At 70.9% G+C, this 15,255-nt stretch carries 15 protein-coding genes; 8 read left to right on the top strand and 7 right to left on the bottom strand.

Annotated features, from left to right (window positions below; genetic code table 11):
• Positions 1-18: 18 nt before the first annotated feature.
• Positions 19-1,425: an RNA polymerase sigma factor gene (locus HJG52_RS05000; protein ID WP_171242396.1), complete on the bottom strand. Its 1,407-nt coding sequence runs from the start codon at positions 1,423-1,425 to the stop codon at positions 19-21.
• A gap of 76 nt (positions 1,426-1,501) precedes the next feature.
• Positions 1,502-1,933, bottom strand: a complete 432-nt coding sequence (locus HJG52_RS05005; RefSeq protein WP_171242397.1) for a hypothetical protein — start codon at positions 1,931-1,933, stop codon at positions 1,502-1,504.
• 197 nt (positions 1,934-2,130) lie between these two features.
• Between HJG52_RS05005 and HJG52_RS05010 the strand changes: the two genes are divergently transcribed.
• On the top strand, positions 2,131-2,316 hold the full coding sequence (locus tag HJG52_RS05010; RefSeq protein WP_171242398.1) for a hypothetical protein: 186 nt from the start codon (positions 2,131-2,133) through the stop codon (positions 2,314-2,316).
• 1 nt (position 2,317) lies between these two features.
• Here the strand turns inward: HJG52_RS05010 and HJG52_RS05015 are convergent, their stop codons facing one another.
• Positions 2,318-2,746, bottom strand: coding sequence for an SRPBCC family protein (locus HJG52_RS05015; RefSeq protein ID WP_171242399.1), 429 nt, complete (start codon positions 2,744-2,746; stop codon positions 2,318-2,320).
• A 229-nt stretch (positions 2,747-2,975) separates the two neighbouring features.
• On the opposite strand from HJG52_RS05015, the gene HJG52_RS05020 reads away from it, so the two are divergent.
• From HJG52_RS05020 to HJG52_RS05040, 5 genes are all read left to right on the top strand, one after another.
• A complete protein-coding gene (locus tag HJG52_RS05020) occupies positions 2,976-3,974 on the top strand; it encodes an NAD-dependent epimerase/dehydratase family protein (RefSeq protein WP_171242400.1) in 999 nt (332 codons plus the stop codon).
• The gene (sigJ, locus tag HJG52_RS05025) at positions 3,971-4,930 is read left to right on the top strand and encodes an RNA polymerase sigma factor SigJ (RefSeq protein WP_171242401.1); all 960 of its coding nucleotides are present in this window, start codon (positions 3,971-3,973) and stop codon (positions 4,928-4,930) included. Before HJG52_RS05020 ends, sigJ begins: the two co-directional genes overlap by 4 nt.
• A 383-nt stretch (positions 4,931-5,313) precedes the next feature.
• Positions 5,314-6,165, top strand: coding sequence for an ABC transporter substrate-binding protein (locus tag HJG52_RS05030; RefSeq protein WP_171242402.1), 852 nt, complete (start codon positions 5,314-5,316; stop codon positions 6,163-6,165).
• 34 nt (positions 6,166-6,199) lie between these two features.
• Positions 6,200-7,009 (top strand): ABC transporter permease subunit, encoded by an 810-nt coding sequence (locus HJG52_RS05035; protein WP_171242403.1) that lies wholly within the window; start codon positions 6,200-6,202, stop codon positions 7,007-7,009.
• Between the two features lie 50 nt (positions 7,010-7,059).
• On the top strand, positions 7,060-7,779 hold the full coding sequence (locus HJG52_RS05040; protein WP_430413333.1) for an amino acid ABC transporter ATP-binding protein: 720 nt from the start codon (positions 7,060-7,062) through the stop codon (positions 7,777-7,779).
• A gap of 100 nt (positions 7,780-7,879) precedes the next feature.
• Here HJG52_RS05040 and HJG52_RS05045 read toward each other — a convergent pair whose 3' ends face one another.
• The gene (locus HJG52_RS05045) at positions 7,880-8,890 is read right to left on the bottom strand and encodes an aldo/keto reductase family protein (protein WP_171242405.1); all 1,011 of its coding nucleotides are present in this window, start codon (positions 8,888-8,890) and stop codon (positions 7,880-7,882) included.
• Between the two features lie 18 nt (positions 8,891-8,908).
• Between HJG52_RS05045 and HJG52_RS05050 the strand changes: the two genes are divergently transcribed.
• Positions 8,909-9,064, top strand: a complete 156-nt coding sequence (locus HJG52_RS05050; RefSeq protein ID WP_171242406.1) for a hypothetical protein — start codon at positions 8,909-8,911, stop codon at positions 9,062-9,064.
• 66 nt (positions 9,065-9,130) lie between these two features.
• Here HJG52_RS05050 and HJG52_RS05055 read toward each other — a convergent pair whose 3' ends face one another.
• From HJG52_RS05055 to HJG52_RS05065, 3 genes are read right to left on the bottom strand one after another with little or no spacing between them, the layout of a single operon-like run.
• Entirely contained in the window at positions 9,131-10,810 is a 1,680-nt protein-coding gene (locus HJG52_RS05055) for a nuclease-related domain-containing DEAD/DEAH box helicase (RefSeq protein ID WP_171242407.1), read from the bottom strand.
• Between the two features lie 2 nt (positions 10,811-10,812).
• Positions 10,813-11,568, bottom strand: a complete 756-nt coding sequence (locus HJG52_RS05060; RefSeq protein WP_171242408.1) for a hypothetical protein — start codon at positions 11,566-11,568, stop codon at positions 10,813-10,815.
• 10 nt (positions 11,569-11,578) lie between these two features.
• A complete protein-coding gene (locus HJG52_RS05065; RefSeq protein WP_171243091.1) occupies positions 11,579-12,382 on the bottom strand; it encodes a DUF4352 domain-containing protein in 804 nt (267 codons plus the stop codon).
• A 610-nt stretch (positions 12,383-12,992) separates the two neighbouring features.
• Here HJG52_RS05065 and HJG52_RS05070 point away from each other — a divergent pair.
• Positions 12,993-15,206, top strand: coding sequence for an FG-GAP-like repeat-containing protein (locus HJG52_RS05070; protein WP_171242409.1), 2,214 nt, complete (start codon positions 12,993-12,995; stop codon positions 15,204-15,206).
• Positions 15,207-15,255 lie beyond the last annotated feature (49 nt).

Here is a 15,255-nt window from a genome sequence, read left to right on the forward strand (position 1 = left end):
GCTCGTCAGGCGTGCTCGTCAGGGGGTCGTCGCACCCGGGGCCGGCGCGGTCGCTGAGGTGCCTGCCGTGGACCCCTGGCTCGCAGCACCGTCCCCGCCGGCCTTGCCGGTCTTGGCGGTCTTGCCCGTTTTGCCCGTCCCGGCGATGGTGTCCGGCTTGCCGGTCTTGGCGGGCTTGCTGGTCCTGACGGGTTTCGGGGTCTTCGTGGGGCCCTGCCCGGGACCCGGTGCCGTGCTCCTGGTGGACGCCGGGCGGTCCTTGCCGGAGCCCTTGCTGTGGTCCGGGGACGCGGTGGCGGGCGGGCTCGTGGCGTCCTGGGGCTGCGGAGGCGCCGTGGCCCGGGGCGCGCCCGACCCGGGCGACGGGGCCGGACCGGTGACCTGCTGGCCAGAGCCTCGGGTCGTGGACCTCCCGGCAGGACCCGAGGGCGGCAGGTGGCCGTGGGACGCCCCAGCGGGGCCGGGCGCACGCTGTCCCGGTGTGTCGCGGTTCGGTGGCGCCGTCGGCGGCGCAGGCGCGCCGACGGCCCGGTGCATGACCTCCTGCACGGGGTCCGGCAGCACCCCGACGTAGGCCGCGGCACTCAGCCCGCCGAGCGAGACGGCACAGGTGGACAGCGCCGCCAGTGCGACGACCGCGGACCGGGAGCGGCGGGCCACGGCGGCGGCGCCTCGGGCCGCGGAGCCGGATCTGGTGCGCTGCTCGCCTGCCCGCGGAGCCCGGCGAGCCCGGGCGAGGAGAGCGGAGTCCCGATCGGGAGCCGGTGTCAGTCCCAGAGCGCGGTAGCGGCCGAGCACGACCCGCTCGTCCGCGAGCTCCCCCGGGGTGACCGGCGCCGCCAGCGACCACGCCAGCAGCTCACGGTCGACGGCGAGCCGGTCGAGCCCACGGTCCTCGAGACGACGCACCGCCACCTCGTCGAGGTCGGCGACCAGGCCGGTCTGCGAGACGGACAGGCCGGCCGCCAGCCGCAGCAGCAGCACCTCCCCCTGTCCCAGCGGCAGGTCGCGCATCGCGCTCAGCGCATCGGACAGGGCTCCGCGCCACTGCTCCTCCGGGCCGAGCTTGTCGAGGTCGTCGAGGTCGATCGGGTCGACGAGGTCACCGTCCACGACCTGCGCCGGCACCCCCGCGCCGACATCACCGATCGAGCCCCAGGCGCGTCGCAACGTCCCCTCCTGCGCCCGCATGCGTGCACGGCTCAGCAGCAGCACCCACCAGGCGCCCTCGTCGCCATCGAAGTCGGGCAGCGCGCGCACCACCCCCACCCATGCCTCGCAGGCGCCGTCGTACGGGTCGTCGTGCCCGACCACGCGCAGGTAGCGGACGAGGGTCGGGTTCGCGTCACGCCACAGGCGGGCGAACGCGTCGTCGTCGCCCGCCCGGGCGGCGCGCATCGTCCGCGCGAAGTCATGACCCAGCACAGCACCAGTGTCGCGGCTACCGGGCCCGGCACGTGTCAGCCGTTCGGTCCGTGTCGCGGCCCCGGTCGGGCCGACCTCAGCTCGCCTGGGCGTCGATCGGGCGTGGCAGGTCCTCGACACCATCGGGCGTGGCGAGGTGGTAACCCAGCAACCGCACCCCGTGCCGCGCGCAGGCGTCGATGGCCAGCTGGTGCCACTCCCGGTCGTGATCGGTCGGCACGAGACCCCGTCGGCGGCCACGGGCGATGAGCACCGACCCCTGGTCGGCCTGCACCAGCGGCAGGAGCAGGTCGAGCAACGACGCCAGGCCGTCGGTCGGGGCGCCGTCGGGCACGTCCGAGACGACGATCGGCTGCACGCCCCGGTCGCCCTCGTCGCACACCATCACCGCGATCGCTCCGGCGCGGCGGTCGTCGATCTCGAGCATGAGATCGACGATGTCACGTTGGATCACTATGTCGTGCAACGGAATTGAACGGATGTCATCGGGCAGGTCACGAAAGCTCATGGACCCACAGTGACCGACCGCAGCGCCCGCTTCGAGGTTGTCCACAACTTTCTCGCGACGGGTTCGCCCTCGGCCTGGCAGCTGCAACGCGCGCAGGGGTGAGCCATCGGCTGACCGCCGCGGACGGGTCGGCCGTTCGGTGGGGGCGGGCCGGTTTGGGGCGCGCCCGGCAGGCCGACGGCCCTAGCGTCGCCGTCGTGTCCCCCGCCCACGACTCCGCCGCCGTGCCCGCGCCCCTCCGGGCCGCGCGGCAGCGCGCGAACGTCGCCGCGAGCGCGGACCTGTTGCTCCACCGGCTCCAGGCGGTGCGCACGTTGGGCACGCTGACGCAGGAGCCGCAGCCGCTGGCGGTGTTCCGCGGCCGCGCGGACCGGATGCGCTGACTCAGCCGGGAAGGCCGCCGGTCACCCGGCCCAGCGCCTGCTGCCAGTGGTCCTGGTCGCCGCGCGGGTCGCCGGCGATGCCGCGTCCCTCGTGGAAGAGGTCGACGCGGGTGCCGTCACCGTCGGGTCGCAGCTGCACGTCCAGCATGCTGAGCGGACCGTCGTCGTGGGGGTGCCACGTCACGCGCACCTGCTCCAGCGGGTGGTAGCTGCGGACCACGCCGTAGGACCCGTCGCCCGCGTGCCACGGCTCGCCCTTGCTGCCGAGCCGGGCGCCGTCGCCGAGGAGGGCCTCGGTGCCCTGGGGACTGATGAGGTGTTGCCACACCTGGTCGGTCGTCGCCGACACGGTCGTGTACGTGTGGATCGCTGCCTCCACGTCGGCCGAGTCGGCGGTGCCGTCTGGGAGCTCGTCGACCTCACTGCTCATGGTGAAACCTCCGTCCGGGAGGGGCAGCCCCGGATGGGCTGGCCCATCGCCTTCCAGTCGACCAAACCGGTTGCCCGCTGGCAAGGGGACAAAGGCCGCGAGGTATGCCGCGGGCGCGCGGCTCGCACGCGGCATACCTCGTCGTGGTCCCCACCTGTCACAAACCGGCGCCCTGCCTTGTCTGTATGGGTGACCGAGGAAATCACGACTCTCCAAGGAGTGGATGACGATGCGAGTGTTCGTCGCAGGAGCAACCGGGGCGATCGGGCAGCAGCTGCTGCCGCGGCTGGTGGCGGCCGGGCACGAGGTGACCGGCATGACCCGCAGCCCGGCCAAGCAGGAGCTGGTCGCCTCGCTGGGGGCGACGCCGGTCGTGGCGGACGCGCTCGACGCCGAACAGGTGGCCGACGCGGTGGGGCGGGCCCGGCCGGAGGTGATCGTGCACCAGCTGACGTCGATCGGGCCGCTGGACATGCGCAACTTCGACCGCGCGTTCGCACTGACCAACCGGCTGCGCACGGAGGGGACCGACCACCTGCTGTCAGCCGGTCAGGCGGTCGGGGTGCAGCGGTTCGTGGCCCAGAGCTTCTTCGCCGGGTACGACCGGGTCGGGTCCATGGTCAAGACGGAGGACGACCCCTTCGGCTCGACTGCGCCGAAGGAGATGCGCGAGACGGTCGCGGCGATCAAGTACGTCGAGGACGCGGTGCTGGGCGCCACGTGGACCGCGGGCCTGGCCCTGCGGTACGGCGGGTTCTACGGACCTGGGACGTCGCTCGGCGCTGGTGGCGAGCAGACGGAGGCGGTGCGAGGTGGCAAGTTTCCGTTGGTGGGCAACGGAAACGGGACGTGGTCGTTCATCCACATCGCGGATGCGGCGGATGCGACGGTGGCGGCGGTCGCCGGTGGTGCGCCAGGTGTCTACAACGTCGTCGACGACGAACCGGCGCCCGTGCGCGTGTGGCTGCCGGAGCTGGCGTCCATGCTCGGCGCCCGCGCGCCGCGGCGCGTGCCACGCTTCGTGGGCAAGCTGTTCACGGGCGAGACTGGGGTGGTGATGATGACCGAGCTGCGCGGGGCCTCCAACGCCAAGGCCCGCCGGGAGCTGGGCTGGGTGCCGGGCCACCCGAGCTGGCGGCAGGGCTTTGCCGAGCTCGCGGGGCCGTCGGGGGTCTCTGGGGCCACTGGACTCTCTGGGGTCTCGGGAGTCTCGAAGGCCGTGGGATGAGCGAGAGCCAGCTGCTCGCCGAGCTGCGACCGGTGTCGTTCGCGATCGCCTATCGCATGCTCGGCAGCGTCACCGAGGCCGAGGACGTCGTGCAGGAGGCGCTGTTGCGCGTGCACCAGGCGGTCGAGGCCGGCGAGCAGATCGCCTCGCCGCGGGCGTTCGTGGCGACGGTGACGACGCGGCTGGCGATCAACGAGCTGAAGTCGGCCCGGGCGCGACGGGAGAGCTACGTCGGTGCGTGGCTGCCGGAACCCATCCTCACCGACGGCCCGGGCGTGTCGTTTGGCGCTGGAATAGCTTCTGCCACAACGGCTTTCGATGACCCGGCACGGCATGCCGAGACCGCGGACTCGCTGTCCCTGGCGATGCTCGTGCTGCTCGAGAGCCTCTCCCCCGAACAGCGTGCGGCGTTCCTGCTGCACGACGTGTTCGGCTACGGCTATGACGAGATCACCCAGATCGTCGACACCAGCGAAGCGAACGTACGCCAGCTGACCAGCCGCGCCAGGGCTCGGGTGAAGGAGGGCCGACCGCGCTTCACGACGACCCGGCAACAGCACGCCGAGCTGGCGCGGCGGTTCTTCGCCGCGGCCGAGCAGGGCGACCTGGCCGGCTTGGAGTCACTGCTGGCCCACGATGTCGAGCTGACCGGCGACGGTGGCGGCAAGGCTCCGGCCCTGGCTCGCACGCTGCGCGGTCGCAGCCGGGTCGCGCACACCCTGCTCAACTGGCTCAAGCTGCGCGAGCGGGTGCCGGAGGTGACGCTGCGCCAGGTCGAGGTCAACGGCGGACCGGGGGCGCTGTTCGTCGACGGCGAGGCCCGGGTGCTGGCCGTGTGGTGGCTGGACATCTCCGGCGGCGAGGTCGTCGGGGTGCGCTCGATCGTCAACCCCGACAAGCTCGCCCACCTCGGTGAGGTGGGTGACATGGTGGCCCTGCTCCGCGCCACCCGCTGACCCGCCCCCGCCCCCGCTTTTCCGCGTCATGCGGGAAAGTCAGGTTCGCTCGGGTTAGTAGACCGAGCGAACATGCATGTTGGCGCATGACGCGGAAAAGCTGTGACCACCCCGGTTATGACGTCTCGTTATGGATCGCATAACATCGCGTTCGTGGTTGATGACGTTCTCGAAGGACCTGCCGCTCGGCTCCTCGTCTGTCGGTAGCCGCGTGCCGGTGCACTGACAGCACCGCGCGCGGCCTGCCTCGCGTCTCCATCGATCTCTCGCCTGCTCCACCCCAGCCTGACCAGGCCCGTGCGCAAGGGCGCGCCGGGTCGATCGCCCACGCCCTGCACCGGTCCCCACCGGCGGACCAAGGGCCCTATCTCCCAAGGAAGCTCATGTCTGCACGCTCTCGTCTTCTGTCCGTCGCGTCCGTCACCGTGCTCGCCCTCGGCCTCGCCGCCTGCGGTGGCGGCTCGGGCAGCGACACCGCCGGCGCCTCCAAGGACAACCCGTACGACCTGCAGCAGCCGGGCGTCCTGCGCGCCGGGACGCTCACCGACGCCCCGCCGAACGTGTACCTCAAGGACGGCAAGTTCACCGGCTTCGACAACGACCTGCTGACGGCCGTCGCGGCCAAGCTCGACCTCAAGGTCGAGTTCGTCGGCACCGAGTTCAGCTCGCTGCTGGCGCAGGTCAAGACCCGCAAGTTCGACATCGGCTCGTCGTCGATCAGCATCACCGAGAAGCGCAAGCAGACGGTGGCGTTCACCAACAAGTACGACTTCGGGTTCCTCGGGCTCGACGTCCCGGCCGCGTCGACCGTCAAGGGATTCGACCAGCTGTCCGGCAAGCGCGTTGTCGTCGTCCAGGGCACCGTGCAGGACGACTACGCCACCCGCAGCAACCTCAACCCCGTGCGCGTGCCGGACTACAACGCGGCGCTCAACCAGCTCAAGTCCGGCACGGCGGACGCCTGGATCACCCCGGCCGAGATCGGCGAGAAGTCGGCGACCGAGTCCGGCGGCAAGGTCAAGGCTGTTGCCAAGCAGCTCGACACCGGCGGCATGGGATTCGCTGTGGCACAGGACAACCCGAAGCTGCGCGACGCCGTGAACAAGGCCCTCGATGAGGTCATCGCCGACGGTACGTGGGCCAAGCTGCAGAAGCAGTACTACCCCAGCCGCCCGATCCCGGCCGACTTCAAGCCCGGCAGCGGCTCGGTCGCCCCGGCCGGCCTGGACAACTGAGCCCTCGAGCTGAGACGACGAGAGAGGAGGGCCAGTGGACGTCCTGAACACGTTGTGGGAGACGTTCTTCGACGTCGGGGCCATGCGCGAGGCGCTGCCCGAGCTGGTCGGCACGGGCCTGCGCAACACGCTCGTGCTGGCCCTCTTCTCCGCCGTCATCGGCACCGTCGTCGGGATGGTGCTGGCGGTGGCGGGCCTGTCGCAGAGCCGGTGGCTGCGCTGGCCGGCCCGGATCTACACCGACATCTTCCGGGGCCTGCCGGCGGCGGTGACGATCCTGCTCATCGGGGTGGGGCTGTCGCCCGTCGGGCTGAAGATCTGGGGACCCAACCCGTTCCCCCTCGGCATCCTCGCCCTGTCGCTCATCGCCAGCGCCTACATCGGCGAGATCTTCCGGTCCGGCATCCAGAGCGTCGAGGCGGGACAGCTGGAGGCGGCGCGGGCACTGGGCTTCAGCCGTGGGGCCGGCATGCGGCTCGTCGTCGTGCCGCAGGGCGTGCGGCGGGTCTTCCCCGCGCTGGTGAACCAGTTCATCGCGCTGATCAAGGAGTCGTCGCTCGTCTACTTCCTCGGCCTTCTCGCCAGCCAGCGCGACCTGTTCCGCATCGGCCAGGACGCCGCCGCCAACACCGGCAACCAGTCGGCCCTGCTGCTGGCCGGGTTGTTCTACCTCGTCATCACCATCCCGCTGACCCACGCCGTCAACGCGATCGACCGCCGTCTGCGTGAGGGACGTCGCGGCGACGGCGGACCGGCAGATCCGGCGACCGGCGAGACCGGCCCCGGCGGCGCCGCCGACGACCGCGTTCGCGGACCACTGGCTCTCACCCAGGAGGCACATTGAGCACCCCGGCCACGACCCCCGCCCCGGCCTCGGCCCAGGCACTACAGGGGATTTCGGTCGCCACGCGCGACGTCCACCTCTCGTTCGGCCGCAACCGGGTCCTGCGTGGCATCGACCTCGACGTGCCTGCGGCCACGACGGCCTGCGTGATCGGACCATCCGGCTCGGGCAAGTCGACGCTGTTGCGGGTCGTCAACCGCCTGCTCGAACCCGACCGTGGCGATGTGCTGCTGGACGGCCGGAGCGTGCTCGCGGACGACCCGGACCTCCTGCGCCAGCGGGTGGGCATGGTGTTCCAGCAGTTCAACCTGTTCCCGCACAAGACGGTTCGCGCCAACATCACGCTCGGCCTGACCAAGCTCAAGGGGCTGTCCAAGGACGAAGCGGACGAGCTCGCCCTCACCCACCTCGAGCGGGTGGGCCTGGCACACAAGGCCGACGTACGTCCGGGCAACCTCTCGGGTGGTCAGCAGCAGCGGGTCGCCATCGCCCGCGCCCTCGCCATGGAGCCGCAGGTGATGCTCTTCGACGAGGCCACCTCGGCGCTCGACCCCGAGCTGGTCAAGGGCGTCCTCGCCACCATGGCCGACCTCGCCTCCGGCGGCATGACGATGCTCGTCGTGACCCACGAGATGGGCTTCGCCCGGTCCGTGGCCGACCAGGTGCTCTTCATGGACCAGGGCCTCGTCGTGGAGTCCGGTCCCCCGGCACAGGTCTTCGACGACCCCGGCACCGACCGCTTGCGCAGGTTCCTGTCACAAGTGCTCTGAGCTCACCTTCCGACGTCTCCACACGCACAGGTATGCCGCGTGGGCACGTGCCCACGCGGCATACCTGTCGTCTGTGGTTGTGGCGAAACGCGTTGGGGCGTCAGGCGACTCGCGTCTGCGGCGCGTTCTCCTCGGTCTTGCCCGGGTCTCGCTCCACGACGTCACCGAGCGCCTCGTCGATCGCCGTCATGACCTCGGGCTCGAGCTTCACCCCGGCGGCCTTGACGTTCTCGTGCACCTGCTCGGGGCGCGAGGCGCCGACGAGCGCGGCGGCGACGTTGGGGTTCTGGAGCACCCACGCGACCGCGAGCTGGGCCATCGTCAGGCCGGCCTCGTCGGCGATGGGGCGCAGCCGCTCGACACGGGTGAGCACGTCGTCGCGCAGGAAACGCTTCACGAAGTCGGCGCCACCCTTCTCGTCGGTGGCGCGCGAGCCCGCGGGCGGCGGCTGGCCGGGCTGGTACTTGCCGGTGAGAACGCCCTGGGCGATCGGGCTCCAGACGATCTGGCTGATGCCGAGCTCTTCGCAGGCGGGGACGACCTCGTCCTCGATGACGCGCCAGAGCATGTTGTACTGCGGCTGGCTCGAGATGAGCTGGATGTTCAGCTCCTGGGCGAGGCGGTGGCCCTCGCGGATCTGGTCGGCGGTCCACTCACTGACGCCGATGTAGAGGGCCTTGCCCTGGCGCACGACGTCGGCGAAGGCGGTCATCGTCTCCTCGAGCGGCGTCTCGGTGTCGAACCGGTGGGCCTGGTAGAGGTCGACGTAGTCGGTCTGGAGCCGCTGCAGGCTGCCGTTGATCGACTCCATGATGTGCTTGCGCGACAGGCCGGTGTCGTTCTTGCCGCCGGGGCCGGTGGGCCAGTAGACCTTGGTGAAGATCTCGAGGCTCTCGCGGCGCTCGCCCGCCAGGGCCTCACCGAGGACGGTCTCAGCTTTGGTGTTCGCGTAGACGTCAGCGGTGTCGAAGGTGCTGATGCCGACGTCGAGGGCCGCGCGGACGCACTCCTTCGCGACGTCGTTCTCGACCTGGGAGCCGTGGGTGAGCCAGTTGCCGTACGTGATCTCGGAGATCTTGAGGCCGCTGTTGCCGAGGTATCGGAAGTCCATGCTCCCAACATATGTCGCGTGGTCGAGGCTCGCGCCGGCGCCTGCGGTTCGCTGGCCGATGCCGACCGCGCGATCGCCGGTGGAGCGCTCAACCCCCGACGGCGACGACCTGCGCCGGCTGCGGGTCGCCCAGTCACCCCGGCCGTCGAGGTCTTCCGCGCCGCTCTCGTCTGACATCTGGCGCGCCCCGGCTGGGCCGGCCCGGGACATCCCGGGTCGGCCCAGGGCCGCCCGCTCGCCTCAGATACCGAGCTGGCGAGCCACCGCATCGCCACCCATCTCGCGCACCACCTCGGGGATGCCGACGACGACGAGCACGTCGGTGGCTCGCGACATCCCGACGTAGAGGCGTTCGCGTGACCGGTCGCTCACCTCGTCCTGGTTGACGCACAGCACGACGGCGCGGCGCTCGAGCCCCTTGCAGCCGAGGACGTGGCCGAAGAAGAGGTCGTCGCCCTCCCAGAAGGTGCGCCAGTACTCGCGCTGGTCGGAGTCACCGGCGAGCTTGACCTGCTGGGGGTGGCGGCTCCCCGTCGTGATGAGGGCGATGTCGCGGTGACGCCACCCAGCCTCGAGCAGCTCGAGGGCCTGCTCGTCCGCGGCGTCGATCGCGTCGCCCTTCGTCGCGACCGCGACGAACCGCACCTCCACCCCGTCTCCCCCACGCGGTGTCATGCGCATCGGCGCGAGGGGTCCGAATGCGGCAGCGATCTGCTTGGTGTTGCGCAGGTTGTGGTCGAGGACGAGCGGCACCAGAGGCACGGGCGGCTGGCCGAACCGGGAGAAGATCCGCTGGTTCTCGTCGGAGTAGACGTAGAGCCCGCCGGTCTCCTCATCGCGCAGCGCCCGCATCAGGGGTGTCCACCAGGCGTCGGCGAAGTCCTGCGCCTCGTCGACGACGATCGCGTCGAACTTGTGCCCGTGGTCTAGCTCCGAGGCGAGCTCGGCCATCTGGGCCGGGAGATCTTCCTCCCAGAATGCCGCGTTCTCACGACTCCCGTCCGGCCCACCCCAGTGCTGCCCGAGCTCGTGGAAGGTGCCGACGAACGCCGGTCGGTGCTTGCGCGGCGCAGCGGCGACCTGGCGCTTGAAGTACTCGGCCAGGCCGATCGAGTAGCACACGAGTGCAACGCGTTTCGGGCTGTGGTCCTCGCCGTCGCGGTTGAGGAGACCGCGCGTCATCTCCTTGGCCTGGGTCAGCGCCAGCACCGTCTTGCCGCTGCCGGCACCGCCGCGGACCTCGACCCGGTTGAGCAGCCGCGTCACCTTGAGCAGGGTCGACTGCTCCAGCGTGAGCCGGTCGGCCTCACCCTCGCGGTCGTCGGCCACGGCCGACGGGCTGCTCACGGGCAGCTGCCGCCCGCGCAGGATCTCCAGCACCAGCTCGACATCGTCCGGGTCGGGCGTCCTGTTGCGGGACTCCTGCTGCATCGGGATGTCGCGGACCCTCTCCCCGAGCGACTCCTGGTCGCCGCGGTCGTGCACCGCCCACCGCGGTGTCTCCGGCAGCGCGAAGTCTGCATCGACGTCGGAGTAGGGGAAGACGACGCAGTGGCCCCAACGGACGCGGCTGCGCGACGAGTCCTTCCAGCGCGGGTCCTGCTCGACGTACTCGCGCAGCGCGTACAGGTTGTCGCGCGCCTGACCGACCGGGTCGATGACCGCGGTGCCGCTGCCGCGGGACTGCATCCACTGACCGTCCTGCACCCAGACCGAGCCGCCCTTGACCTCGAGCACGACGAACCCGGCACCCGGCATGAGCGCCACCAGGTCGAGCTCGAAGTCCTTGCGGCGGTTGGTGAGTCGCACGCCCGCGAGCACGACGTCGTCAGCGCCGAGCTGGCGCACGAGCCGCTGCCACACCTCACGCTCGGACTCCGTCGCGAGCTGCGGGTCGGCCGGAACGGGACGCGCCGGCATACTCACTCCTCCCCTGCTGGACCGTCGCCCGCAGCATGCCAGTCCTGCGGCCACGAGGTGCCGCAACGGGAGCACTGGAACCGTTCGGACGACACGACGCAACCGCCCTCGAGGTAGTGCTGGCCGGGGTCCTCCGGCGAGGTCGGCCCGACGCCACCGTCGGTGTCGCTCCACCGCGGAATCGGCAGCCCCCACTGGATCGGCCGACCGAACCCGCCGCAGGTCGGGCAGGTGACGTCGAGGTTCCAGAGGCCGAGCAGCAGGCGGCGCTCGTCACCGGTGACCACGCGCGGTCTTGGTTGGACGTGGTCGGTCGCGCGACCGCGAGCCAGCTCGTCCACCTCGTCGAGGCCGATGGACTCATGCCGGTCGAACGCCAGCGCACTCACTCGCTGCCGCCCGGCACGGACCCGTCCGACCTCGACAACCAGCGACGGTGGCCACATCCGGTCCGCGCCCCCGGTCTCGTCGGGTCCGAGCCACACGACGATGTCGCCGACGCGCAGCGGGGTGTCGCCGACCACGGTTGCGGCCGTGTCGACCCGCCAGTCCTCGCCGACCTCCTCCCAGTCTGCGGAGTCGAGGTCGAAGCCCGCGACCACCATGCGCCCCATCCCCAGGACGTGGGAGTGCGGTGGCGCCATCCGCGGGAGCGGCTCGAGCCCCCACCGAATCCAGTTGTCCTTCAATGCCTTTCCCTCCCCTGAGCCGACCGGACGGTATGCCGCGCGGCCGACCCCTGCGCGACCACGCGGCATACCTCGGACGTCACCTGACGGTGACGCCCACCCCGCCGGAGAACATCGAGTCGTGCAGCTCGACCTTCGCGAGCGAGGCACCCTTGGGCAGGTCGAAGTAGACAGTGCCCTTGACCTGGTTGCCCGGGTTGATCTCCTCCCAGAGGACCTGTGAGGACTCGTCGGCCATCGACGCCATCGAGTTGGCCGAGAACTTGCGGCCCTTGCTGTCGAAGGCGTACTGGTTGTCGGCGAACATCGACTGCGGCTCGTCGCCGATGTTCTCGACCGTGAGCGCGACGGCGCAGAACTGACCCTGCGCCTTCTCCTTCAGGTAGGGGTTGGTCCCCACCGTGGCGATGCCGCACTTGACCGAGCGAACCGTGAACGCGAACTTGCCGTCCCGCACCGTGGCGCCGACCTTCGGGGCCGCGGGCTTGACCGGGACCGCCTTGGCGGACGGCTTGGACGTCGGCTTCGGCGCCGCGCCGGGCTTCGAGGCCGCGCTCGGCTCGGAGACGGGCTCCGCCGCCTTGTCGTCGGCCGCGATGGAGGCCGACGCGGTGTCCTTCTGCGGCTCGTCCCCGCCGCCGCTGAGGGCGCCGATCACGACGAACAGGGCGATGATCGCGCCCGGGATCAGCACGCGCTTCCTGGCGTACCAGGCCCGCTGCGGCGCGGCCTGCGCCGCCCCGAACGTGGGCGCCCCGACCGTGGGCGCCCCGACAGTGGACACCCCTTCACCCGGAGCGAAGTGCTCCGTCCACGACTGGCCGTCCCAGTACCGCTGACGGCCGTCCGGCTGCGGGTACCACCCCGCCGGCGACTGACTCATGCTTCCTACTCCTCCTTGATGCAGGCGGGACGATGAAAGGCACGACGACATGAGCCCGCGGATGGGCTGTCGCTGCTGGTTTCGACCCCGCTGCACCCGACTGGTGCAGCCCCCTCGTCCCTGCTGATGACCAAGCTAGAACCGAGGTCTGACAACGGGTTTCGCGATCAGGCGTTCTGGGGCGTCCTGCGGGGTCGGCCGAACGGATGATCTTTGCGGTCATCGTCGCTGGTCAGGGCTGGTGGGCCAGATTTCGTTGCCACGCCTGGATTTTCCCGCGCCGAGGGTATGCCGCGTGGTTGCGCAGGCGCCTCCCTCCGGGATGCCAGGGGCGCACCAGAGCGCGCCCCTGGCATCCCGCAGGCGGGGTGAGCCGACGGCGCACACCGCCGCCCTGTCTGGGCGACACGCCGAGCGAGCATCGTCCGAACGGCCCAATTCTGCAGGTCAGCGCGACACGAGACCGCTCTGCGCGTGACACTCTTCACTGCTGTCACACCCGTCACCCCAGTCTCCCGAGACTTCCCCCACTCTCCCCCCGACTCCCCCGGACGATCCTGTGCGCCTGCTTTCTGCTGCCCTCGCTGCCGTTGCCATCACCCCCGTCTTCGTGGCCCTCCCGACCGTGTCGTTCGCCGCCCCGGACGCGCCCCACCCGGTCAAGCCGCGCGTCCAGTCCACCCGCATCGGCGGCATCGACGCCCGCGCCGAGGGCCAGCTCTGGAGCCGCCGCACCGCCAAGGCGGGCCAAGCCCTCAGCACCCTGACGCCCATCCAGGAGCGGTCCCGCTTCACCGTCGCCGGTGTCACCTGGGCGCGGACCACCGGCTTCACCGCGAAGGACGTCAACGTCCAGGTGCGCGTCCGCGAGGACTCAGGGTGGACGGGCTGGGAGTCCCTCCCGGTCACCGACGACGGCCCCCAGGGCGGCACCGCGGAGTCGACCACCGCCCGCGTCGGCTCCAACCCGCTCGTCACCGACGGCGCCACCGCCATCCAGGTCCGCGTCGACACGACCGACGGCCGCCCCCTGCCCGACGTGCAGGTCACCACCATCAACCCGGGCACGTCCGCCGCCGACGACGACCTCACCCCGCGCACCCCCACCGCCTCCGCCTCGGCCGCCGCGACCACCCCCACGATCATCACGCGCAGGCAGTGGGGTGCCGACGAGTCCCTGCGCGGCGGGGCGAGCTACAGCTCCACGGTCAAGGCCATCGTCATCCACCACACCGCGAGCTCCAACGACTACACGCCAGACACCGCCGCCGCCCAGATCCGCGGAATCTACGCCTACGACACCCAGGGCCTAGGCTGGTCCGACATCGCCTACAACTTTCTGGTCGACAAGTTCGGCCGCATCTACGAAGGACGGGCCGGCTCCATCACCAGCCCCGTCCGTGGAGCCCACGCCATGGGCTTCAACACGGACACGATGGGTGTGGCCGCCCTCGGCAACTACCAGACCGCCGCGGCACCCGCGGTCATGGTCGACGCGATCGCCAAGGTCGCCGGCTGGAAGCTGTCGCAGTACGGCGTAAACCCTTCTGGCACAACGACTCTCACCTCACAGGGCGGCACCGGCACCAAGTATGCCGCGGGCGTCTCGGTGACCCTCCCGACGATCAACGCGCACCAGAACACGTCCTACACCCTGTGCCCTGGCCAGTACCTCTACCCGCAGATGGCGAACATCCGCACCCGGGCGACCTCCTACGCGAAGTACTCCTCGACCACCGGTCCGGCGCCGGTGAGCACGAGCGGCCTGTTCGCGGCATACGGGAAGCTGACCCTCGCGACGGGCTCGACGGGGTGGCCGGTGCGTGACCTCCAGCTCGAGCTCAACCGGCGGGGGTATGCCGCGGGCACGCCGGACGGCGACTTCGGCCCGACGAGTCTTGGTGCGGTGCAACGCTTTCAGAAGGCGATGGTCCTCTCCGTGACCGGCAAGGTCACCGCCAACGACTGGCGTGCGCTGTCGGGCCTGAGCTACACGCGCACCGGCGCCCCGACGCCTCCCCCGGCACCCACACCGACGACGAAGGCCATCGCGGGACTCGACGCGGACGGTCGCGGTGACGTGATCGGACGCACCGGCCCTGGCGACCTGTACTTCTACCCGGGCAAGGTCGGCAGCATCGGCACACCGGTCCGGCTCGGCAGCGGGTGGAACATCTACCGCCAGGTCGTCTCCCCCGGCGACTTCACCGGGGACCGCATCGCCGACGTCATCGGCATCACTCCGGCGGGTCAGGCGTACCTGTACCGCGGCAACGGCAAGGGCGGCCTGCAGCCCGGTCGCACGCTGATCGCAACGTCCTGGGCGGCCTACACCGACATCCTCACGCCCGGTGACTTCAGTGGCGACGGCAATCCAGACCTGTTGGCGCGCAAGGACAATGGCGAGCTGTGGTTCGTCGCGGGCAACGGCAAGGGGGGTTTCACCGGCAGCTGGCGCAAGATCGGCACCGGCTGGCAGCTGTTCACCCAGATGGTCACGCCGGGCGACCTCACCGGCGACGGCCGCGCCGACCTGCTCGGCCGCACCGCCTCCGGCAAGCTCTACCTCTACCGCGGCACCGGCATCGCCACGTCGAAGGCGACCGGCTACCAACCCGGTGTGGTCGTGGCCACGGGGTGGGGCTCGTTCAACACGGTCCTCTCGACCGGCGACCTGACCGGGGACGGCAAGGCCGACCTCATCGCCCGGACCGCCGCCAACGTCAGCTACGTCTACCCCGGAACCGGCAAGGGCACCTTCGCTGCCGGCCGCAAGATCACGGCTCCCTGGGGCGCCACGACGAGGATCGTCGGCGTCCGCTGAGGCAACGGCGAGAGGGTATGCCGGGCGGTCACCCGGCATACCCTCGTCC

Origin of the sequence: Knoellia koreensis, assembly GCF_013041615.1 — a bacterium.
Classification (GTDB): Bacteria; Actinomycetota; Actinomycetes; order Actinomycetales; family Dermatophilaceae; genus Pedococcus; species Pedococcus koreensis.

Excerpts from the sequence above, each read along its gene's own strand:
- HJG52_RS05030 (WP_171242402.1), top strand. The coding sequence starts at position 5,314 with ATGTCTGCACGCTCTCGTCTTCTGTCCGTCGCGTCCGTCACCGTGCTC.
- HJG52_RS05020 (WP_171242400.1), top strand. The coding sequence starts at position 2,976 with ATGCGAGTGTTCGTCGCAGGAGCAACCGGGGCGATCGGGCAGCAGCTG.
- sigJ (WP_171242401.1), top strand. The coding sequence starts at position 3,971 with ATGAGCGAGAGCCAGCTGCTCGCCGAGCTGCGACCGGTGTCGTTCGCG.
- HJG52_RS05005 (WP_171242397.1), bottom strand. The coding sequence starts at position 1,933 with ATGAGCTTTCGTGACCTGCCCGATGACATCCGTTCAATTCCGTTGCAC.
- HJG52_RS05060 (WP_171242408.1), bottom strand. The coding sequence starts at position 11,568 with ATGCCGCGTGGTCGCGCAGGGGTCGGCCGCGCGGCATACCGTCCGGTC.
- HJG52_RS05065 (WP_171243091.1), bottom strand. The coding sequence starts at position 12,382 with ATGAGTCAGTCGCCGGCGGGGTGGTACCCGCAGCCGGACGGCCGTCAG.
- HJG52_RS05055 (WP_171242407.1), bottom strand. The coding sequence starts at position 10,810 with ATGCCGGCGCGTCCCGTTCCGGCCGACCCGCAGCTCGCGACGGAGTCC.
- HJG52_RS05045 (WP_171242405.1), bottom strand. The coding sequence starts at position 8,890 with ATGGACTTCCGATACCTCGGCAACAGCGGCCTCAAGATCTCCGAGATC.
- HJG52_RS05015 (WP_171242399.1), bottom strand. The coding sequence starts at position 2,746 with ATGAGCAGTGAGGTCGACGAGCTCCCAGACGGCACCGCCGACTCGGCC.